The sequence below is a fragment of the Cyanobium sp. L1E-Cus genome (assembly GCF_024345755.1).
GTDB lineage: Bacteria > Cyanobacteriota > Cyanobacteriia > PCC-6307 > Cyanobiaceae > Cyanobium_A > Cyanobium_A usitatum.
In genome coordinates this window covers 65,230-83,132 of the sequence record NZ_JAGQBS010000009.1, presented here as the reverse complement: position 1 = coordinate 83,132, position 17,903 = coordinate 65,230, and the positions used below count along the sequence as shown (strand labels likewise).

The following is a 17,903-nucleotide window of genomic DNA, read 5'->3' as shown; positions in this document are numbered from 1 at the left end:
TCGTGGCTGGTGCAATTGCTGACGTGCTGCGTTGTTGCCGGCTGCACAGTGAGACCGCAAATGATTAATTGTGCAAAAACTGAAGAACTCTGCGTAATTTGCTATCCTCCACCTGGTGTTTTTGCTTTTTTGCGTTAAAATTATTCCGGTTTGCTGGGGGGTGGTGGTTGAGCTTGATTGGCTAGCTGCACTAGATGGTCTGATTTGGTTGCGCACTGGCCATCAGGTTGAGGCCAGGCTTCGGATCGGTCAGTCCAGCGTGAGTCGCTTGAGTCGCAGGTGCGCCGATGTTTTCGGCCTTTCCCTGGCCAGGCGAGGCTCCGAGTGGCACCTCGATGGTGATACGACACTGTTAAATCTTGAGCGCCGTGTTCATCAGGCGGTGCGGTGGACCAATGGAGGTCCTTTGCGTCTGGAGGCGCAGCATTGGTCGGGCCCCTTGCTCTGTGAGCCGGCTCCAGCAGGTTGGATTGCTGGATGTTTTCACTTTCATGAATACGAAAAGCCGCTGCAGCTGCTGAGGGAAGGTGTGATCGACGCCTGGATCGCTTCCTATCCCGATGTGCCAGCTGCCACTGACTCCACCATTGCCTGCATTGGCTTGAGCCGAATGCCGATTTGGCTGGTGGTCGATCAATCTCACCCGTTGCTGGAGCTTGGTGAACAGGTGACGTTTGCTGATGTGGCTGCCTATCCCTGTATGCCCATGGCTGATGGCGCCTTTCCTAAATTTCAGGCTGTTCTGGAAGCCTGCGGCTTGTGGAATGGCGGCACCGCCCCTAAACCGATTCGGAATTCTTCGCAATCTCGGCAGGTTAATTCTGAAGATCTCATTGTTGGTTTCGCCACTCCCCTCTCCTTGCTTCTTAGTGACGATTCCTGCAGGGTGCTGCCCCTAGAGCTGCCTTTAGAGGTTGGCGATGCCCTCCTGGTGCCAAGGCAATACGAGCGTGCGCCCCAAACGCTGCAGTTGCTGGCGCAACTTCGTTTGCGTTTGGAGAGCCTCGCCGGCGCCGCTCCAGGCTTGGTGGTGTTAGACGGGTTCGAGCACCCAAGTGCTGCCCCAAGCGACCAGCCCTTTAAGGAGCAATGGCTGCCAAGCGCACCCTCAATGCCAAAAACCTCGAAGGCCTAGGCGCGGCCGTCCTCGCCGAATTGCTGATTGAGGTGAGCGCTGGTAGTGCGGTGATGCAGCGCCGTTTGCGGCTGGCGCTAGCTGCGGGTGAGGGTGCCGGGGGAGCGGCCCAGGAGGTGCGCAAGCGCTTGGCAGCCCTGGCCCGTGCCACTACCTATGTCGATTCGCGCAAGCGCAAAGCCTTGGTGGTTGATCTGGAGGCCCAGCGCCAGGCCATCGCTGGACCGGTGGCGGCAGTGGATCCGCCGCTGGCTCTGGAGTTGCTGCTGCGTTTTCTCGAGCTGGCAGATGGTGTGCTCGATCGCTGCTCCGACAGCACGGGCATCGTGATTGGCCTGTTCCAGCGGGCCGTGCTTGACCTCGGGCCGCTGGCCAGCGCGGCCGCCATGCCCGCCGAAGCGCTGGCTGAGCAGCTGCTGGAGCTGGTGTTTGAAAACGGCTACGGCCAATTTGACGACTTGATCCCGGCGGTGGCCGATGCCCTTGGCGATCCGGGCCTGCGACTTCTCGAGCAAGGCTGCCGCGACCGGGGTGCCTGCGCTGGTCACCCAGCCCTGCTGCAGATCGCTGAATGCCTGGGTGATGTGGATGGCTATGTGGCCCAGTTTGATGCCAAGCAATTGGCCTGGCCCCCTACCGCCGCGGATGTGGCAGGCCATTTGCTGCAGGCGGGCCGCAGCCAGCAGGCCCTGGCCGTGCTGGATGGCGCCGCCAGTGCTGCTGCTACCTGGCATTCCCCCGAGTGGCACGACACCCGCATCGCCGTGTTTGAGGCCCTGGGCCGCAACGACGAGGCCCAGCAGTTGCGTTGGGCTTGTTTTACCAAAACCCTCTCGGCTTGCCATTTGCGCGACCACCTCAAACGGCTTGCTGCCTTCGAGGACGTAGAGGTGGAGGAGCGGGCCTTTGCGGTGGCAGAGGACCATCCCATGCGGCTGCTGGCCCTCGACTTCCTCGTGCGCTGGCCCGCGGTAGCGCGGGCTGGGCGCCTAGTGCTCACCCATGGGCCCGACTGGGATGGTGAGTCCTTCGAAATCCTTGCCCCAGCGGCTGAGCGGCTCAGCGCTGAGCAGCCGCTGGCCGCCACGGTGCTGCTGCGGGCGATGTTGCTTTTTGCCCTGTCGACGGGCCGCGCCAAGCGCTACCGGCACGCCGCCGAGCACCTGGGCAGCTGTGAGCTGCTGGCCGCCCGCATCGACGACTGGCAGGGCGTGGAGCGCCACGAGAGCTTCATGGGTCGCATTCGGGAAGCCTTTGGCGGCCGCTGGAGCTTCTGGTCTCTGGTGGAGCGCTGAGGCTCTGGCAAGGTGGTCCCTAATTCACGGGAAAAGTCGCTTCTTTGAATAAGCTGGCTGCGTATTCAAGGTTGCTGGGGTGTAATGCGGCGCGAGGCCACCGGCCACTACGAGGACAGCGCCACCGCCGGGGAAACGATGCGGGCTTTTGTGCCCGACCCGCTGCCGCCAGAACCCCCGGTGTTGCTGGTTGGTCCACTGCAGGCGCTGCATGAGCGGGCGCTGCTGGCCTGCGGCCGCCTTGATGGCGTCTCCACCCTGCTGCCCAACCCCGAGCTGTTCCTCTACGCCTACGTGCGCCGTGAGGCCCTGCTCTCCTCCCAGATCGAGGGCACCCAGTCGTCGCTATCTGATCTGCTGCTATTCGAGCTGCAGGAAGCACCCGGCGTTCCCTTTGACGATGTGGTGGAGGTCTCCAGCTATGTGGCCGGGCTGGAGCATGGCCTGACCAGGCTGGCGGAGGGGTTCCCGCTCTCCTGTCGCCTGCTGCGCGAGATCCACGGCCGGCTGCTGAGCCGTGGACGCGGCGCCGATCGCCTGCCGGGGGTGTTCCGCCGCAGCCAGAACTGGATCGGTGGCACCCGCCCAGGCAATGCCCGCTTCGTGCCGCCTCCGCCGTGGCTAGTAGAGGACTGCATGGGGCTGCTGGAGCAGTTCATCCATGGCGGCCACCACGGTGAGCACTCTCTGCCAGTGCTGGTACGTGCCGCCCTGGCCCACGTGCAGTTCGAGACGATCCACCCGTTTCTCGATGGCAACGGCCGCCTGGGCCGGCTGCTGATTGTGATGATGCTGATCGATGCTGGCGTGCTCCAGCAGCCGCTGCTCTACCTGAGCTTGTTCTTCAAGCAGCACCGCCGCCGCTACTACGAGCTGCTCGATGGCGTGCGCCAGCAGGGCGATTGGGAGGCCTGGCTCGGGTTCTTTCTGGAGGGTGTGGAGAGCACGGCCTCAGCCGCGGTGGCTACTGCTCAGCGGCTGCTCGCCCTGTTTCATACGGATGAAGCGCGGCTGGAAGAACTGGGCCGATCAGGCCCCAGCGTGCGCTTGGGCTATGCCGCTTTGCGCCGGCGGCCGCTCACCAGCACCAAGCAGCTCAAGGAGCTGAGCGGACTGAGTTTCCCCACCGCCGGCAAGGCCCTCGAGATCCTGGTGGAACTCGGCATCGCCCGGGAAATCACCGGCGGCCAGCGCAATCGTCTGTTCGCCTATGACGCCTACCTGGCGATCCTCAGCGAGGGAACTGAGCCGCTCTGAGCTTTCTGCTCCATCGCATCGGCCAGCCGCGTCCCTGCAACCTGGAGGGTGAGGGAACAGAATCGAATTGAACGCCCCCTGTTGGATTCGAACCAACGACCGGCTGCTTAGAAGGCAGCACATCCGCCTGCAAGAACTCAGTCGCAGCAACACTTTGAGCGATTGTCAGGGGTTGATTGGTAAAAACGGGGTAAAAAATATACGTGACGTCATGGGGCTGTAGGCCTGATGGGGACTGGGGTTTCCGCCGGGGGCGCCTCTGGTGTTCTCGGCTGGCATCCCGCCTCGTTTCGGGGCGATAGAGGTCAGGGCAATCGACCGCATGTCTTGAAAGCAGCCGGTCTGTTGTGCCCAAGGCCGCATTGGCGCATTGGTCCCCATAGGGGCGCCCTGCTCCGTAATGACGATCAGGTGCGCTCCCGGTTCGCGAGGGCGGACCAGATCAGGACCGCATCCCGCCAGGATCAAGCACTCGGACCGGTGGCTGGACCTAGCCGGTGGCGGGGCCAGGGCGCACCTGGGGCCAGGATGCAAAACGTCACGCAAAACTCCATTAAAAAAAAGGTGCTCGCAAACCTGTGGGCCATACAGTTAGGGTTCCCGAACGGCAACCCGTTGCAGAGCCTTCAGCACAAGCTCGATGCCGCCCGGGTGCAGTTCGGCAAGTTCCTGCGCAATTGGCGACGCAGTAACGACTGGTCGGTGACCACCGCCCAGGACTGGGCCAAGGCCTGCCCTGCTCTGATCCCCTGGTCCTTGCGGGTGGCCGGCGGGCAGTGGGGGAACCTGGAGAACGGCAAAGTCCACCAGCCCCAGCCCAGCACCTTCATTCAGCTGGGGGTGCTCAACGAATGCCTGGCCCTGGAGGACCGGGGCCCGATCAAGGACCGGACCCTGCGCGATCGGGTGCAACGGGCTCAACCTGTCCGGCACCCCGACGGTCGCCTCTGGGGCGCAGAGGACTGGTTCGCCTGCTACATCGGCAAGCTGGAGGGTCCGGCTGGGCTTTGGCCCCGCCAGGAGGAGATCGACGCGGAGATCGAGACCAAGCTGCTGCGCAACCTGTTTGAGCGGGCTGTGGAGCATGTCGGCTTACGCCCGGTGTCCGCAGCAATGCAGGTGTTGCGCGGTGCCGGTGATCTGCCGATGGAGCAGGTGGAGGCGATCGAGAACGCCCTCTTTGCCGGCGAGCGGCTGGCACCGGCCATCGTCCCCATCGCCCGCCAGGCTCTTGATGCCTGGGTGCGGGAGGCAGCGCCGGAGCTGATCACCTCCGAGGCGGAGACCGGCGCCTCCTGAGCTAGGCGGCAGCACGGGGTCGGCGGTTGAGGCCGTGACGACCGCTACAGCGACAGCAATTATGCGTAGCCGGAATACATGCCTTTAGCGTTCCCGAAAGGAAAGCAATAGGGGTAGCTTTGGCGTCGACCTGTAAGACCTTGTGGATCGCGCCGACCGCGGGACCCCTGATGCCGATTCCAGGCCCACTGATGGCCTGAAGACCCAGGATCCCCCTCGCTCCGATCTGGAGCACTACACCCTGATCCAAGCCTCCTTCTCTGCTGCCCTTGCCGGATGGCAGCAGCGCTGGCCGGCCATCACGACTGAATCTCTGGCGGCACTGGCCAGCCACGGCATCGCCATCAGCTTCCGCCAGAGCGTCTGTGGCGGCTACGTGGCCACCCTGCTGCACTCCGGCGGCGGCGGCATCGATTCGGGCCTGTGCCCGTCGCTGCTGGAGGCAAGGCGGCTGGTCCTCGGCCACGGCCAAGAGGACACGCCATGAGCAGCATCTCCCTAGCGGACTACCACCGCCATCCCGCCTGGTCTCCCACCGCCTTGAAGGCGGCGGTGACCGGCACGATGCGGGCCTGGTGGCATCGCTTCGGGCCGGGGGCGGCGCCGTTCGTTCCCTCGCCGGACATGGTCAAAGGGGATCTGGTCGATGCCCTGCTCACCCCGCCCTTCCGCATCGAGGAGCGCTTTGCGGCGTTCAAAACGATCGCCCGCAACACCAAGGCCGGTGCCGCCAACTGCGCCGAGGCCGAGGCGGCCGGTCTGACGCCGGTCAGCCACGAGATGGTGGAGCAGGCGCTGCGCATCCGCGATGCCCTCCACGAAGATCCGGTGGTGGGGGAGGTGCTGGCGGTCCTGGACCCAGCAGCCAGCCAGCAGCCCCACTTCTGGGATGACGAGGCCGGCCGGCCCTGCCGCTGCCTGCCGGATGTGGTCACCAGCGACGGCCGCCTGTTCGATCTCAAGAAAACGCGCAGCGCCATGCCGCGCCGCTTCTATTGGCAGGCAAAGGACCTGGCCTACGACCTGCAGATCGCCCATCTGGCCCTGGGCCACCAGCACCGTTGCGGCAGCGAACCGGTCGAAGCCGGGGTGATCGCCTTCGAGTGGCCGAGCGATCCGGCCGCGGCGATCGACTGCAGCCTGCTGATCTTCGATGGGCAAGACCTGCAGACGGGGCTGCAGCGGCGGGAGGAGGCCTTCCAGCGAATCGCCGCCTGCCAGTCCAGTGGCAGCTGGCCGAGCCACGGGCGCCACACCTTCCGTCCCGTGTCCAGCGGTTTCAGTATTCCCGAACGCGAAGACTTTGATCCGGATTCCATTGATCTCTTCTGATGAGCAACTCCACCCTCACGGCCGGCGCTCCTGCGCCCTCCTCTTCTTCGCCCTCCGGCTCGGCCCTGGCGGCCAGCAGCGAAACCCTGCAGGTGTTCAGCGGCATCGCCGCCTTTGACGCCGCCCAGCGCATGGCCAAAGCCCTGTGCTCCTCCACCCTGGTGCCCAAGGAGTACCAGGGGCAGCAGGGCCTGGCCAACAGCCTGATCGCCTTGGAGATCGCCAGCCGCATGCGCCTCTCGCCGCTGGTGGTGATGCAGAACATGACGCCGATCCATGGGCGGCCCACCTGGAGCAGCAAGTTCCTGATCGCCACGGTGAATGCCAGCGGCCGCTTCTCGCCTCTGCGCTTCGTGTTTGACGACAAGGAGAAGCCCGCACGCTGCCACGCGGTGGCGACCGACAAGGCCACCGGCGAGGTGCTGGAGGGGGAGACGATCACCCTTGAGCTGGCCCGCAAGGAAGGCTGGTGGAGCCGCAAGGACCGCCAGGGCAACGAGACCAGCAAGTGGCAGACGATGACCGGCCAGATGTTGCGCTACCGCGCTGCCGCCTGGTGGGCGAACGTTTACTGCCCGGAGATCGCCCTGGGCTTGATGACCCAGGAGGAGGCACTGGACATCGAGCCGGTCACGGTGCGCGAGGCGAGTGAGGCCATTCAGTCGGCAACGGCCCTGGGCCCGGCTTCACCCGGTCAGGGCGATGGCAAGCAAAGCTTCGCTGTGCCTGCTCTTTTACGCCCTCGCGAAGACCGCGCATCTCAATCGGACTCCCTGAATGATGCGCTCGACCCGCCGCTTATCGGCGGCGGCTCCGCAGCAGATCCGGCTCCGGAGCCAGCAGCTGTGCCAACGGCAGAGCCAGCGGCGCCAGTCCAGGCGGTGGAGGCCGAAGTGATCGATAGCGCTGGCAGAGAACCTGCCGCTGCCGCTCCCGCAGCACCGCGCCGCTCCCGCAGCCAGGTGAAAGCGGCAGCCAGCACAGCAGCAGCCACGGGGGCTGCAGGGGAGCTGACGCAGGCGACTGCCCAGGAATTGGCGGAGACGGCGCCGACACCTGTATCCCAGGACCCCGATCCGGTGGCAGCCGGGCTGCAGCAGATCCCGCGCATCGCCACCCTGCTTGAGCTCGATGCCGCCTACGGGCGGGTGAACCAGCTGCTCGGCTCGGGCCGCATCAGCGACGACAACGCTGAGCGGCTGTGGAGCGCGATCGCAAGGCGCCGCAGTCAGCTGGAGGCCGCGGCCCCGTGCGCGGATCCCATGGCGGACGCCAGTGAGGTGGCGCCATGAGCACCACCCTCTATCTGATCCAGGCCCAGCACCTGCTGGAGCTGGCGCTGGATCAGGCCCGCCAGGAGCGCGACCGCGGCGTGTTTGAGATGGCCCGTGGGGAGCGCAGCCTCAAGCAGCTGCAGCGGCTGGTGGAGCGGGTCGCTCTAGTCCAGGGCCTTTGGCAGCAGGTCCGCAGCCTGCTCGGCGCCCAGGAGCAGCCCCCGGCACCGACGCGGTTCCGGCCAGGTGAGCACTGGCGGAGCCCAGATGGTCTCTATCGAGTCGAGCCCTGCCCGCTCATCCCCAGTTGCGTGCGGCTGATCCCGCTGAGCAGCAGCGACCAGGAGCCGATCTACCGCCACCCCAGCAACACCACCCGTTTTCAGAGGCTCTGGCCATGAGCGCACTGCCAACACGACCGCGGCCCCTGCGCCAGCGGATCGGTAACCACAAGAAGACGATCACCATGAACAACGACACCTACGAGCGGGTGAATGCCTTCGCGCGTCGCCACAACATCACGTGGAGTGGAGCACTGCATGAGCTGGTGCGCACCCATCCCCTGATCGGCCTGTCCTCGCTACTGGCAGCCCAGGAGCGCGTCGACGCCATCAAGAGCGCGGCTCAGGAGGTGCAGGCATGAGCATCAACGTGGTCGTGCTGGTCGGCAACGCCGGCCGGGATCCGGAGCTGCGCTTCTTTGAGAGCGGCAGCTGCGTCTGTGAGTTCAGCCTGGCCATCAACCGGCCGCCGCGCGATGGCCAAGAGCAGGCACCCCTGTGGGTGAACTGCAAGGCCTGGGGCAAGACCGCCCAGGTGGCCGGGGACTACGTCCGTAAGGGCAGCAAGGTGGCGGTGGTCGGCCGGCTGGAGATCGAGCAGTGGACCGACCGCAGCAGCGGCGAAGTCCGAAGTAAGACCCTTGTGGTGGTCGACCGCCTGGAGCTTTGCGGGAGCCGCGGCGGCGGCGACGGCGGCTTCAGCGGTGAAGCAGAGCCGAGCAGTGGTGAGCACCAGGGCAGGCCGGCGCCGGTAGGCGGGGCGCACAGTGCAGCTCATGGCGCAGCGACTTCCCGGCCAGCAGCCCCCAGCTCCGGCGGCTGGGGCAACGACTGGACCTCGCCTCCCGCCGGGGCCACTCCCCTCAGCGATGAAGAGGTGCCGTTCTGATGGAGCGCCCAACCCGACGCCTGGACCTGCCGGCGTTTCCCCGCAGCCGCAGCCGCCCTCGCCATCCGGGGCAGCTGATACTGAGCCGCCTGCGCCGCATGGGGCGGCTGCAGCTGCTGGTGCTCCTGCTCCAGCTCTGCAGCCTTGCCCTGCTGCTGCGAGTGGCTGACCAGGTCGAGCCACCGCCACGACACCGATTGAGTGGTGGTGTGGACGCTCAGAGCGGTTCAGCACCTTCACCCAGGATCGCCAGGTAAGCGTCGTAGGCGAAGAGACGATTGCGCTGGCCGCCGGTGATCTCCCGGGCGATGCCGAGTTCCACCAGCGTCTCGAGGACCTTGCCGGCGGTGGGGAAGCTCAGGCCGCTCAGCGCCTTGAGCTGCTTGGTGCTGGTGAGCGGCCGCCGGCGCAAAGCCGCATAGCCCTGGCGCACGCTCGCCCCGGATCGACCGAGGCCCGCCAGTCGTTCCTCATCAGCACGGAACAGGGCAAGCAACCGCTGGGCAGTGGCCACGGCGGCCGAGGCCGTGCTCTCGACACCCTCCAGAAAGAACTCGATCCAGGCCTCCCAATCGCCCTGCTGGCGTACACCATCGAGCAGCTCGTAGTAGCGGTTGCGGTGCTGCTTGAAAAACAGGCTGAGGTAAAGCAGCGGCTGCTCGAGCACACCGGCATCGATCAGCATCAGCACGATCAGAAGGCGGCCCAGACGGCCGTTGCCATCGAGAAAGGGGTGGATCGTCTCGAACTGCAGGTGAGCCAGGGCGGCACGCACGAGCACCGGCAGGCTGTGCTGCCCCTCGGGGCCGCCGTGGATGAACAGCTCCAGCTGGCCCATGCACTCCTCAAGGTGCCCCGGCGGCGGCGGCACGAAGCGGGCATTGCCTGGGCGGGTGCCGCCGATCCAGTTCTGGCTGCGCCGGAACTCCCCCGGCAGGCGATCGGCGCCGCGACCACGGGCCAGCAGCCGGCCATGGATCTCGCGCAGCAAGCGGCAGGACAGGGGGAAGCCCTCGCTCAGCCTGGCCAGGCCATGCTCCAGCCCGGCCACATAGCTGGAAACCTCCACCACGTCGTCAAACGGAACGCTGGGTGCCTCCTCCAGCTCAAAGAGCAGCAGGTCGGAGAGGGAGGACTGGGTGCCCTCGATCTGGGAGGAAAGCAGGGCCTCGCGGCGCACGTAGGCGTAGAGGAACAGCTCGGGATCAGGCAGCAGGGTGGAGACGCCATCGAGGCGGCCGCAGGCCAGCAGCGCCCGCTCGTGCAATCCCTGCAGTGGACCCACAAGCAACACCGGGGGTTCTGGCGGCAGCGGGTCGGGCACAAAAGCCCGCACGGTTTCACCGGCGGTACTGGTGAGCTCGTAACGCCCGGTGCTCTCGCGCTGCACGGAACCTCCCTGGGGCGAACCTTGAATACAGGTCAAGCTTATTCAAGCAAGTGCGGCTTGCGTTAAATAAGAGTGCATGTGGGCAGGCGACCTCGGTTCCCTCTCGCCGGCAGCACAAGGGGCGATGAGAATCGCAGCAGACCAATCGCAGGTGCCAGGCGATGACGCCGCGTCTGATCGTCTCCGACAACCGCGACGACCCCGGCAACCCACTCGTTCTCGATGGAGAAGCCATTGACGCGGCAGCCAGCGCCCCTGTGGCGATCGGCAAACTGATGGTCGATCAAGTGTGGGCCGAGGGCACCGATCCCACAGGTGGTGGCCTCTACTACGAGCGCAACAGCAGCCGGCACCGGCGCCTGCAGGCCTTCGAGACAGGCTCAGAAGACTTCATGACCGGGGGGTGGGTGCGCGTGCTGGCCAGTGCTGAGCAGGTGTGCAAGGAGCGTGCCGGAATGGAGCAGGCCGCCAGCCGCGGCCTGGTCAGCATCCACGGCAGCCACCGAGGAGTCCTGCTGGTGGAGTTCCTGGATGTGCGCTGGAGCTGAGGCAGGCAGGGTACGGTTTTCTGCCGTATCTTTGGATCAGTCCTTGAGGGGTGCCGTGGCTGCCTGTGAGCGCCTCGATCTCAAGCTCAGCGCTGCTGACAAGCAACTGCTGGCCCAGGGTGCTGCCATTGAGGGGCTGAGCATGGCGGCTTTCGTGCGGCTTGCCGCCAGGCAGCGCGCCGCGGAGGCCGTCCAGCGGGAGCAGCAGCTCGCCCTGTCGCAGCGCGACTTCACGGCCTTTCAGTCCGCCATCAGCCAGCCATTTGCCCCCAATCCGGCACTGCAGGAGGCGCTGGAGCAGGCCCGCACCCGCGTGAGCCGTGTTTGACGAGCAGCAGCTCGACCCTGCCCTGCACAACCGCAAGGCCTTCTCCTGTGGTGCCCCGGCACTGGATCGCTTTCTGCAGCAGCAGGCGCACCAGAACATGCGCCGCGGGGTGAGCCAGACCTTTGTGCTGGTGCCGGCCAATGCACCGGCAGAGATCGCCGGCTTCTACACCCTGGCTCCGGCGGAGGTCCGGCTGGCGGATCTCCAACCGGCGGATGCAAGACCGCTGCCTCCCTATCCGGTCCCCTGCTTCCGGATGGGGCGCCTGGCTAGGGATCAACGCTGGCAGGGGCAGGGGATCGGCCCCCTTCTGCTGGGCCTGGCCGTGCAGCGCTGCCTCGATGCCAAGCGCTCTGTTGGCGGCTACGCGCTGATCGTGGACGCCAAGGACGCAGCCGCCGAGGCGTTCTACGAGCGCCATGGCTTCCGCTCGTTTCAGGACACGCCTCAGAGCCTCTATCTGCCCCTGGGCACCTGATCCCACCCCGGCAGCGGGGCGTGATGGTGTCACGCGGCGCAAGGGCTTCGCGAGTCGGTGAGGCCGCTGCGCGGTCACCGACCCTTGCGCTCGCGTGATCTCTTGCCTCCTCGCCGCCTCCGGGATGGGTGGCTCAGGTCACGCAGGCCCGGCGCTGCTCCCGCGGCTGCGGTGCCCACACAATCCCAGGGCCAGGGTGATGGGTTGGGGCACTGAGTTGGGGTAATTGAATCCGATCGCGAGCCTCGCGCGGCTGCGCGGCCGGTAATCCAAGAAGATCGTGCGTGATCAAGTTGCCGCGCTTGATGTTGATTGATGCGAGGCGGGCATGGATGGCCCTGATTCTCCCAGAGCCATTGCGGCACAGGCGGTCTGCCTGCCCATAAGTGCATCTGTACTGATAGAATAAGGGTTCCGCCAAAGGCCCCGAGCCCATCGCCTGCGGCAACCTCATCCCCTGGTCTCGCCATCACCGCTGCGTAGTTCTGAGCGGTTGTGATGCCCCGATCAGTTGTCACTTGTCGCACCGATCGGTGCGCCTAGCAATTCGGCAACTGAATCCATGGCCTTATGTAGTCCATCGCGGCCGGAGATTGTTCCGGCTCGCTCTCTGGTGATCGCGGCCGGTGGTGGCCGGGATCTGGCCTGGCCCCATCAGCGCATTGCCGCTGAGCTGCTCGCCCGCAGCGGCGGCCGGCTGGTGCATCTGGTTCTCCATGGCGGGGCTCGCGGGGCCGATGCCGCCATTGGCCGGGCCGCTGGTCAGCTGGGCTGGTGCTCCCTGGCGATGCCGGCCCAGTGGCAGCAGCACGGCCGCGCCGCAGGGCCGATCCGCAACCGGGAGCTGCTCCAGCAGGCCATCGCCCGCGCAGAAGCCCACACCTCCCCGGGCTCGCTCGCCTCGGTGTTGGTGGTGGCTTTCCCCGGCGGCCCAGGCACCGCCTCGCTGGTGCAGCAGGCCCGCCGCATGGCGCCCCGCTCCCCGGTGCCGATCTCGGTGGCCGAGGTCAGTGCAGCTGCAGGGCTCTGGGCCGTGCCGGTCGGTGTCGGCTGCTCCTAATCCCACAGCACCACAAGCCTTTCGCGCCCCTGGCGCTCCGTTCCATTTCGTCCATTCCATCCCCATCGCCTTCTCACCGTCATGGCTGTTCTCACCCCCATCCCTGCTCCAGTCGCTGCCCCTGCCCCAGCGGCTGCCCCCTCGGCATCAGGCCCAGCCTGCTCCCTTCAGCGCTCTGGTTCCCTTTGGCAGCTGGGCAGCGAGGCCCAGGAGCTCACTACCGCCATCTCCCAGCTCGCCGAGCAGTTGGAAACCGAAGAACCCGAGCAGCGCGCCCTGGCCCTTGCCGAGCTGGAGGCAGCCCTACTGGCAGAAGAGGGCAATAAAGCTGCCCTCGCAGCCAAGGCCGATGCCACCTGCTGGGTGATCGAGCACCTGCGCGGTCAGGCCACCTACCGCCAGCAGCAGGCCAAGCGGCTCGCAGATCTGGCCCGCTCTGATGCCGGCCGGGCTGATGCGCTGGAGGAATCGCTGATCTTTGTCCTCACCCAGCTGCAGCCGGCAGCCACACGGTTCTCGTTCCCGAATCACGAGCTCAGCAGCCGCAAGTCCTCCGCCGTCGTGATCGACGACGAGGAGGCCCTCGATCCCGAGTGGCTCGCCGTCACCACCACCAGCAAGCCGGACAAGTCCGCCATCAAAGAGGCCCTCAAAGCGGGCCGCCATATCGAAGGTGCCCAGCTCCTCTCCCGCCGCTCCTGGCGCATCCACTGAGGGGGCAAGGCCCCCTTTCACGCGGGTCTGTTGCAGGAGCGGGCCCACGTCGCTCCTCCCAGAGCCCACACAGCCACCGATCACCCCATCGCCAGAGCCATGGATCTCTCCACCTACACCAGCGCCACGGCCTCTACGACACCCACGACACCGAGGCCCAGGGGCCACATCTGGTCCACGCGGCTCGCCAGCTGGGTGGTGCCGATCACCCGCAAGCCGGGCCGCCGACCTTCACCCGATCACATCCACTGCAGCGAGCCGCCCTGCTGGGTGCTGATCGAGCCCCTCGAGCCAGAAGTCGCTGCGCTGCCAAGCGCACCTCACGGTGCGACCAGCTGATCGCCTCATCTGCAATCACCACACACCTCACCAGATTCCCACCTCAGCCCATCGCCGCCATGACCTGCACCTTCTCCACCGAGCAAATCACTGCCCTCGCCGCCCCGCTGGATCGCGCCAAGGTGCGCCAGCGGGAGCAGGGTCGCAGCTCCGTCAGCTATCTGGAGGGCTGGCAGGTAATCGCGGAAGCCAACCGGATCTTTGGCTTTGACGGCTGGCAGCGCGAAACCGTCGCCCTCCGCTGCGTCAACCAGAGCGAACGCACCATCGGCCGGGAGCAGCGCCCCGGCTGGGGAGTCACCTACACCGCCCGCGTACGCATCACCGTCGGCGAGGGCACCGGTGCCCAGTTGATCCGCGAGGGCTGCGGCGCCGGCCACGGCATCGACGTCGACCTGGGACAGGCCCATGAATCAGCCCTCAAGGAGGCCGAAACCGATGCCATGAAGCGGGCGCTGATGACCTTTGGCAATCCGTTCGGCCTCGCGCTCTACGACAAGCAGCAGCGGGAGGTGACCGGCGCTGCTGCGGCCGGCGGCGCTCGTCCCTCCAACCAGCCAGCGGCCCGGCCTACGGCGTTGCGGGTGGTGCCCACTGCGTCGGTTCCAGCTCTGCACCGAGCCCCGTCCGCGCAGGAGGGCCAGAGGGAGGCGACATCGAAAACCGAGCCACCCTCAACTGCGCCAGCACCGTCATCAGGCCTCGATCCCAGCCTGACCCCTCTCGATCCAGCCACGATCCGCCAGCTGCACGCCACCATCCGGGCCCTGCCCGTGCCGGTGCTTGAGGGCTTCAGCAAGGCCTTTCGCAAGCGCTTCCAGGTACCGCCAGATGCCCCCTCGATCGCCGATCGGATCTGCCAAAGGCGGCACCACGACTGGATCGAAGCGTTTCTGGTGTCGCACACACCGATCGGTGCACCCTGCGGGCCAACGCCAGGCGCTGGCGGCCTGAGCATCAGCGCTGCAGCAGCCAGCGCAGCAGCGACAGGCCGATGATCAGCCCGATGCCGGAGTTCCAAAGCCAGGACGGGCGCTCGGCCAACCGTTGCAGCCAGGCCGGCAGCTGATCACGCCACTGCTCCAGGGCCAGCACCGCCAGCAGCAGCACCAGCAGAGGGATGCCAATAGCCAGCACGAGTTCGCGGAGCATCGACACGCCTCCTTTGCCTGAACCGTATCTAGGTCGATGGGCCGTGACCGCCACTCCAAGTGCGCGTGCTAGTGCAGATGTACGCATCTGGAGTGGGTCATGGGTATCCCCTTGCCTCGGCCTGCGGCCCTGGCCGCCCGGCTTGAAATCCCTATCGAGGAGTGGCATTACCTCGATGAGGCCGTGCTGCTCAAGACCCGCAGCCGCAAGGTCTGCATGACCTGCCACTGGTTTCGCCACCACGCCGGGGTGAACTGCATCCCCGTGCTCACATGCCAGCTGCACCAAGGGCTGATCGCCCACGGCGAGCACCTCACCAGCCGCTGCCAGGGCTGGACTGACGACATGACGCTCAGCCGCGGCTGGGCGCCGGAGGTGGTGTGAGCGGCCGATGAATGTCACGGACAGGACCGGCCGGCCGCCGCTCTCCCCGCAGGAGGGCTGGATCAGTGATGGCCGTCAGGTCCTGCATTTCCAGCCGCGCCGCTACGACCGCTGGAGCCAGTCACTGGAGGTGACGCTCGGGGAGTTGATTCCCGGGGAGGCGACACCCCTGCTGAAACGCCGCAAGGAGCTGACGCGGGAGCAGGCGATGAAGCTTTGGGCCCAGAAGCGCCGGGCGGGTTGGCGGGCCTGTCCACCTCAGTGGATCCCACCGCAGCCGCCCAGGGCTTGAGTGAAACCACCGCACCCGGATCGGCCCGCCAGCATGGGGATACCCGTGATCACCCCGTGCTTCTGAACCCGTTCTGTCCGTTCAGCACGGCAAAGGTGCTCGCCCTCAAGGCCACCGTGCTGCTGCTGCTCACCCTGCTGATCAAGTCCAGGGTGCAGATCGCGGCCGGCTCGGCCTTGGGGATCTTCCTGCTGTTGCTGCAGACCCTGGTGTTCCTGGCCATCAGCGGTGGCTTGGTGCTGGCGGCTGGTGGAGCAGCGGTCTATGCCAGGCAGCGGCGCCGGCCGGCCGCAGCCTGAGCCCGAGCCATGGCCGTTGAAGTCGCCCTGGCCATGCTGCAGCGGGATGGTCGCTGGCTGATGCAGCTGCGCGACGAGATCCCCAACATCGTCGCCCCCGGTTGCTGGGGACTCTTTGGCGGGCACCTCGATCCAGGCGAAACGCCGGAGCAGGCGCTGCGGCGGGAGCTCCTGGAGGAGATCAGCTGGCAGCCCCTCGCTGTGGAGCTGGTGATGGTGCATCACATCCACCGGCGCACGGCCCATGTGTATCAAGGTGAGCTGTCTGTGCCGCTGGAGCAGCTGCAGCTGCTGGAGGGCCAGGACCTGGGCCTGGTGAGCCCGGAGGAACTCCTGTCGGGATCGATCTGGAGCACCAAGCTCGCCGCCCATCGCCCCCTGGCCGATGGACTGCTGGAGGTGATGCAGCACGTACTCCAAGAAGAGGGCTGACCACAACAAAGCCTGGAGCGTTGGACCTGCCCTTGCCAGGTCAGGGGAGCCAGCCACGCCCAGCGGCCAGGCTTGAGGCTTGCTGCACCGCATCGATGCAGCGCTGGGCCCGGCGTTTGGCATCGTCCTGCCCCTGGGCTCGTAGCAGGTAGGCCTCCATCGCCTCAGGCGTCTCGACCAGGGTCAGCAGGCCAGCAGTTCGCGCCGAGATGGAGCCATCAGCAAGCAGTCGGCTCACCAGGGCGTGCTGCCAGAGCTGCTCCCCGGTGGAACCGGGAGCGAACAGCTCTCTGTGCAGAACCTCAAGCAGCGACTGCTTGAGGGCATCGAGCTGGCCCGGCCGCAGACGGCGGCTGTTGGGCAGGCCCTCTGCTGGGCCAGCTGGGGGTGCGGCGGCGCGATCGGGCGTGTGCTCCACGCTCCAGCTCAGGCCGGTGCCCGGCAGCCCCACGGTGGTGCGGGCACCGCCGCTGCGGCTCACCGGGATGTTGAAGGAGGCTCCGCGCCCGCCAAAGGAGATCGAGCTCAGGCCCCCCTTGGCGAAGTTGAAGCGCAGAGGCCCCAGGCGTGCGGAGCGGCGGAAGCGGAAGCCCATGGCGATCAGCGGCTCTTGACGCAGTAGCTGCCGGAGCTGAACCAGCCCAGCGGGCAGGCGTTGCCGGTCTTTTGGATCGCCTCGCGCTCGTTGCTGGGGCTGCTGAGGCAGTAGTTGCCCGAGGAATAGAAGCCCAGCGGGCAGCTGTTGTCGCTTTTCTCGATGGCGCCCCTGGTGTTGCCGCTGGAGCTGGGCACGCAGTAACCGCCAGAGCTGTAGTAGCCCAAGGGACACCCTCCCACTTTCGGGAGGGGTCTCACCGGCTGCTGGGCCAGACCGCTGCCGGCTGCAAGAGCCGAGACAGCAAGGGCGATCAGCAGGGGAGTGCGGCCCATCGCAGGCAGAAGCAGAGCTCCAGATTGGCGTGAAACACTCCTGCCCATCCAGATGATGCAGGAGCTGCATGGAAACGGCGCCGGTGCAAACTCCGGCGATGGTCAGGTGGATTCTGCTGGGTGTCGCGCTCTGGGCGTCCGTGGCCGGGCCGGCTGAGGTCCAGGGCCAGAGCGTCAGAGCCACCGTGCTTTCCATCGGCGACGGCGACACGATTCGTGTGCGCCAAGCCGGCCGGGCTCTGACCGTGCGGCTCGCCTGCATTGATGCCCCCGAGACGGCGCAGAGCCCCTGGGGGCAGCAGGCCCGGCGCTACCTACAGCAACGGCTGCCGATCGGCCGTGAGGTGACCCTCGAGGTCAAGACCACCGACCGCTACGGCCGCACGGTGGCCGAGGTGATCAGTGACATCAACCTCAACCTGGTGATGGTGGAAGACGGCCAGGCCTTTGCTTACCGGCAATACCTGGGCGGCTGCGATGCCAAGGAGTATCTGGATGCTGAGTTCCGGGCCAGCCGGCATCGCTATGGGGTGTGGCAGGTTGAAGGTGGCATCACCCGCCCCTGGGATTTCCGCCGCAGCCCACGGGGCCGCAGCATCTCCGATGGCACCACTCCCGGTGGCCGCCGTTACCGCTGCAGCGAGATCGGCTCCTATGCCCGCGCCCAGGAGTTGCTGCGCCAGGGGCACACCTACCTCGACAGCAACAGAGACGGGGAGGCCTGCGAATCGCTGCGGTGATGAACTGCTCACGTAGCCCGCGATTCACGGGTACCGCTTCAGGTGAGCAGAGGCA

At 66.5% G+C, this 17,903-nt stretch carries 27 protein-coding genes; 23 read left to right on the top strand and 4 right to left on the bottom strand.

The genetic code is table 11. The features are described from left to right. Positions 1-163: 163 nt before the first annotated feature. From KBZ22_RS09915 to KBZ22_RS09865, 11 genes are all read left to right on the top strand, one after another. Positions 164-1,135, top strand: coding sequence for a hypothetical protein (locus KBZ22_RS09915; protein ID WP_255021845.1), 972 nt, complete (start codon positions 164-166; stop codon positions 1,133-1,135). Then, entirely contained in the window at positions 1,090-2,430 is a 1,341-nt protein-coding gene (locus KBZ22_RS09910; RefSeq protein ID WP_255021844.1) for a DUF6880 family protein, read from the top strand. The genes KBZ22_RS09915 and KBZ22_RS09910 overlap by 46 nt, the downstream gene beginning before the upstream one ends. A gap of 84 nt (positions 2,431-2,514) precedes the next feature. Next, a complete protein-coding gene (locus KBZ22_RS09905; RefSeq protein WP_254942118.1) occupies positions 2,515-3,687 on the top strand; it encodes a Fic family protein in 1,173 nt (390 codons plus the stop codon). A gap of 615 nt (positions 3,688-4,302) precedes the next feature. After that, complete coding sequence (locus KBZ22_RS09900; protein WP_255021843.1) at positions 4,303-4,986, top strand: hypothetical protein; 684 nt, start codon at positions 4,303-4,305, stop codon at positions 4,984-4,986. Positions 4,987-5,128: 142 nt separating this feature from the next. Continuing rightward, positions 5,129-5,473, top strand: coding sequence for a hypothetical protein (locus KBZ22_RS09895; RefSeq protein WP_255021842.1), 345 nt, complete (start codon positions 5,129-5,131; stop codon positions 5,471-5,473). Continuing rightward, the gene (locus KBZ22_RS09890) at positions 5,470-6,318 is read left to right on the top strand and encodes a PD-(D/E)XK nuclease-like domain-containing protein (RefSeq protein ID WP_255021841.1); all 849 of its coding nucleotides are present in this window, start codon (positions 5,470-5,472) and stop codon (positions 6,316-6,318) included. Before KBZ22_RS09895 ends, KBZ22_RS09890 begins: the two co-directional genes overlap by 4 nt. Further along, entirely contained in the window at positions 6,318-7,610 is a 1,293-nt protein-coding gene (locus KBZ22_RS09885) for a recombinase RecT (RefSeq protein WP_255021840.1), read from the top strand. The genes KBZ22_RS09890 and KBZ22_RS09885 overlap by 1 nt, the downstream gene beginning before the upstream one ends. After that, positions 7,607-7,993 (top strand): hypothetical protein, encoded by a 387-nt coding sequence (locus KBZ22_RS09880; RefSeq protein ID WP_255021839.1) that lies wholly within the window; start codon positions 7,607-7,609, stop codon positions 7,991-7,993. The genes KBZ22_RS09885 and KBZ22_RS09880 overlap by 4 nt, the downstream gene beginning before the upstream one ends. Further along, positions 7,990-8,235: a hypothetical protein gene (locus KBZ22_RS09875; protein ID WP_255021838.1), complete on the top strand. Its 246-nt coding sequence runs from the start codon at positions 7,990-7,992 to the stop codon at positions 8,233-8,235. Before KBZ22_RS09880 ends, KBZ22_RS09875 begins: the two co-directional genes overlap by 4 nt. Then, the gene (ssb, locus tag KBZ22_RS09870) at positions 8,232-8,762 is read left to right on the top strand and encodes a single-stranded DNA-binding protein (protein ID WP_255021837.1); all 531 of its coding nucleotides are present in this window, start codon (positions 8,232-8,234) and stop codon (positions 8,760-8,762) included. The genes KBZ22_RS09875 and ssb overlap by 4 nt, the downstream gene beginning before the upstream one ends. Further along, complete coding sequence (locus KBZ22_RS09865) at positions 8,762-9,019, top strand: hypothetical protein (RefSeq protein ID WP_255021836.1); 258 nt, start codon at positions 8,762-8,764, stop codon at positions 9,017-9,019. The genes ssb and KBZ22_RS09865 overlap by 1 nt, the downstream gene beginning before the upstream one ends. Here KBZ22_RS09865 and KBZ22_RS09860 read toward each other — a convergent pair. Continuing rightward, positions 8,980-10,188 carry a Fic family protein gene (locus KBZ22_RS09860; RefSeq protein WP_255021835.1) on the bottom strand — a complete coding sequence of 403 codons (1,209 nt, stop codon included), beginning with the start codon at positions 10,186-10,188 and terminating at the stop codon, positions 8,980-8,982. The genes KBZ22_RS09865 and KBZ22_RS09860 overlap by 40 nt on opposite strands. Positions 10,189-10,313: 125 nt before the next feature. Between KBZ22_RS09860 and KBZ22_RS09855 the strand changes: the two genes are divergently transcribed. The 7 genes from KBZ22_RS09855 (at position 10,314) to KBZ22_RS09825 (ending at position 14,617) form a co-directional block, all read left to right on the top strand. After that, complete coding sequence (locus tag KBZ22_RS09855; protein WP_255021834.1) at positions 10,314-10,700, top strand: hypothetical protein; 387 nt, start codon at positions 10,314-10,316, stop codon at positions 10,698-10,700. A 31-nt stretch (positions 10,701-10,731) separates the two neighbouring features. Continuing rightward, complete coding sequence (locus KBZ22_RS09850; protein WP_255021833.1) at positions 10,732-11,028, top strand: DUF1778 domain-containing protein; 297 nt, start codon at positions 10,732-10,734, stop codon at positions 11,026-11,028. After that, positions 11,021-11,506, top strand: a complete 486-nt coding sequence (locus KBZ22_RS09845; protein ID WP_255021832.1) for a GNAT family N-acetyltransferase — start codon at positions 11,021-11,023, stop codon at positions 11,504-11,506. Before KBZ22_RS09850 ends, KBZ22_RS09845 begins: the two co-directional genes overlap by 8 nt. Before the next feature lie 562 nt (positions 11,507-12,068). After that, positions 12,069-12,566 carry a DUF2493 domain-containing protein gene (locus KBZ22_RS09840; RefSeq protein ID WP_255021831.1) on the top strand — a complete coding sequence of 166 codons (498 nt, stop codon included), beginning with the start codon at positions 12,069-12,071 and terminating at the stop codon, positions 12,564-12,566. An 81-nt stretch (positions 12,567-12,647) separates the two neighbouring features. Continuing rightward, entirely contained in the window at positions 12,648-13,280 is a 633-nt protein-coding gene (locus KBZ22_RS09835) for a siphovirus Gp157 family protein (RefSeq protein WP_255021830.1), read from the top strand. Positions 13,281-13,379: 99 nt separating this feature from the next. Continuing rightward, positions 13,380-13,619 (top strand): hypothetical protein, encoded by a 240-nt coding sequence (locus KBZ22_RS09830; protein ID WP_255021829.1) that lies wholly within the window; start codon positions 13,380-13,382, stop codon positions 13,617-13,619. A 59-nt stretch (positions 13,620-13,678) separates the two neighbouring features. Then, the gene (locus tag KBZ22_RS09825) at positions 13,679-14,617 is read left to right on the top strand and encodes an RAD52 family DNA repair protein (protein WP_255021828.1); all 939 of its coding nucleotides are present in this window, start codon (positions 13,679-13,681) and stop codon (positions 14,615-14,617) included. Here KBZ22_RS09825 and KBZ22_RS09820 read toward each other — a convergent pair. Further along, positions 14,577-14,771, bottom strand: a complete 195-nt coding sequence (locus KBZ22_RS09820; protein ID WP_255021879.1) for a hypothetical protein — start codon at positions 14,769-14,771, stop codon at positions 14,577-14,579. The genes KBZ22_RS09825 and KBZ22_RS09820 overlap by 41 nt on opposite strands. A 99-nt stretch (positions 14,772-14,870) precedes the next feature. Here KBZ22_RS09820 and KBZ22_RS09815 point away from each other — a divergent pair, with 99 nt between their 5' ends. The 4 genes from KBZ22_RS09815 to KBZ22_RS09800 are packed head-to-tail and all read left to right on the top strand — an operon-like array spanning position 14,871 to position 16,178. After that, complete coding sequence (locus KBZ22_RS09815; protein WP_255021827.1) at positions 14,871-15,155, top strand: galactose oxidase; 285 nt, start codon at positions 14,871-14,873, stop codon at positions 15,153-15,155. A 7-nt stretch (positions 15,156-15,162) separates the two neighbouring features. Next, positions 15,163-15,447, top strand: coding sequence for a DUF1651 domain-containing protein (locus KBZ22_RS09810; RefSeq protein WP_255021826.1), 285 nt, complete (start codon positions 15,163-15,165; stop codon positions 15,445-15,447). Next, positions 15,444-15,746 (top strand): hypothetical protein, encoded by a 303-nt coding sequence (locus KBZ22_RS09805; protein WP_315858606.1) that lies wholly within the window; start codon positions 15,444-15,446, stop codon positions 15,744-15,746. The genes KBZ22_RS09810 and KBZ22_RS09805 overlap by 4 nt, the downstream gene beginning before the upstream one ends. A 9-nt stretch (positions 15,747-15,755) precedes the next feature. Beyond that, entirely contained in the window at positions 15,756-16,178 is a 423-nt protein-coding gene (locus tag KBZ22_RS09800) for an NUDIX hydrolase (RefSeq protein WP_255021825.1), read from the top strand. A 40-nt stretch (positions 16,179-16,218) separates the two neighbouring features. On the opposite strand, the gene KBZ22_RS09795 is transcribed toward KBZ22_RS09800, so the two are convergent. After that, the gene (locus KBZ22_RS09795; protein ID WP_255021824.1) at positions 16,219-16,773 is read right to left on the bottom strand and encodes a DUF4236 domain-containing protein; all 555 of its coding nucleotides are present in this window, start codon (positions 16,771-16,773) and stop codon (positions 16,219-16,221) included. Positions 16,774-16,778: 5 nt separating this feature from the next. Next, complete coding sequence (locus tag KBZ22_RS09790; RefSeq protein WP_255021823.1) at positions 16,779-17,108, bottom strand: hypothetical protein; 330 nt, start codon at positions 17,106-17,108, stop codon at positions 16,779-16,781. 98 nt (positions 17,109-17,206) lie between these two features. Here KBZ22_RS09790 and KBZ22_RS09785 point away from each other — a divergent pair, with 98 nt between their 5' ends. Then, on the top strand, positions 17,207-17,848 hold the full coding sequence (locus KBZ22_RS09785; protein ID WP_255021822.1) for a thermonuclease family protein: 642 nt from the start codon (positions 17,207-17,209) through the stop codon (positions 17,846-17,848). The last annotated feature ends 55 nt before the right edge of the window (positions 17,849-17,903 follow it).

Excerpts from the sequence above, each read along its gene's own strand:
- KBZ22_RS09875 (WP_255021838.1), top strand. The coding sequence starts at position 7,990 with ATGAGCGCACTGCCAACACGACCGCGGCCCCTGCGCCAGCGGATCGGT.
- KBZ22_RS09855 (WP_255021834.1), top strand. The coding sequence starts at position 10,314 with ATGACGCCGCGTCTGATCGTCTCCGACAACCGCGACGACCCCGGCAAC.
- KBZ22_RS09910 (WP_255021844.1), top strand. The coding sequence starts at position 1,090 with ATGGCTGCCAAGCGCACCCTCAATGCCAAAAACCTCGAAGGCCTAGGC.
- KBZ22_RS09810 (WP_255021826.1), top strand. The coding sequence starts at position 15,163 with ATGAATGTCACGGACAGGACCGGCCGGCCGCCGCTCTCCCCGCAGGAG.
- KBZ22_RS09795 (WP_255021824.1), bottom strand. The coding sequence starts at position 16,773 with ATGGGCTTCCGCTTCCGCCGCTCCGCACGCCTGGGGCCTCTGCGCTTC.
- KBZ22_RS09830 (WP_255021829.1), top strand. The coding sequence starts at position 13,380 with ATGGATCTCTCCACCTACACCAGCGCCACGGCCTCTACGACACCCACG.
- KBZ22_RS09800 (WP_255021825.1), top strand. The coding sequence starts at position 15,756 with ATGGCCGTTGAAGTCGCCCTGGCCATGCTGCAGCGGGATGGTCGCTGG.
- KBZ22_RS09890 (WP_255021841.1), top strand. The coding sequence starts at position 5,470 with ATGAGCAGCATCTCCCTAGCGGACTACCACCGCCATCCCGCCTGGTCT.
- KBZ22_RS09835 (WP_255021830.1), top strand. The coding sequence starts at position 12,648 with ATGGCTGTTCTCACCCCCATCCCTGCTCCAGTCGCTGCCCCTGCCCCA.
- KBZ22_RS09865 (WP_255021836.1), top strand. The coding sequence starts at position 8,762 with ATGGAGCGCCCAACCCGACGCCTGGACCTGCCGGCGTTTCCCCGCAGC.
- KBZ22_RS09885 (WP_255021840.1), top strand. The coding sequence starts at position 6,318 with ATGAGCAACTCCACCCTCACGGCCGGCGCTCCTGCGCCCTCCTCTTCT.
- KBZ22_RS09825 (WP_255021828.1), top strand. The coding sequence starts at position 13,679 with ATGACCTGCACCTTCTCCACCGAGCAAATCACTGCCCTCGCCGCCCCG.
- KBZ22_RS09905 (WP_254942118.1), top strand. The coding sequence starts at position 2,515 with ATGCGGCGCGAGGCCACCGGCCACTACGAGGACAGCGCCACCGCCGGG.
- ssb (WP_255021837.1), top strand. The coding sequence starts at position 8,232 with ATGAGCATCAACGTGGTCGTGCTGGTCGGCAACGCCGGCCGGGATCCG.
- KBZ22_RS09840 (WP_255021831.1), top strand. The coding sequence starts at position 12,069 with ATGGCCTTATGTAGTCCATCGCGGCCGGAGATTGTTCCGGCTCGCTCT.
- KBZ22_RS09790 (WP_255021823.1), bottom strand. The coding sequence starts at position 17,108 with ATGGGCCGCACTCCCCTGCTGATCGCCCTTGCTGTCTCGGCTCTTGCA.
- KBZ22_RS09815 (WP_255021827.1), top strand. The coding sequence starts at position 14,871 with ATGGGTATCCCCTTGCCTCGGCCTGCGGCCCTGGCCGCCCGGCTTGAA.
- KBZ22_RS09820 (WP_255021879.1), bottom strand. The coding sequence starts at position 14,771 with ATGCTCCGCGAACTCGTGCTGGCTATTGGCATCCCTCTGCTGGTGCTG.
- KBZ22_RS09785 (WP_255021822.1), top strand. The coding sequence starts at position 17,207 with ATGGTCAGGTGGATTCTGCTGGGTGTCGCGCTCTGGGCGTCCGTGGCC.
- KBZ22_RS09880 (WP_255021839.1), top strand. The coding sequence starts at position 7,607 with ATGAGCACCACCCTCTATCTGATCCAGGCCCAGCACCTGCTGGAGCTG.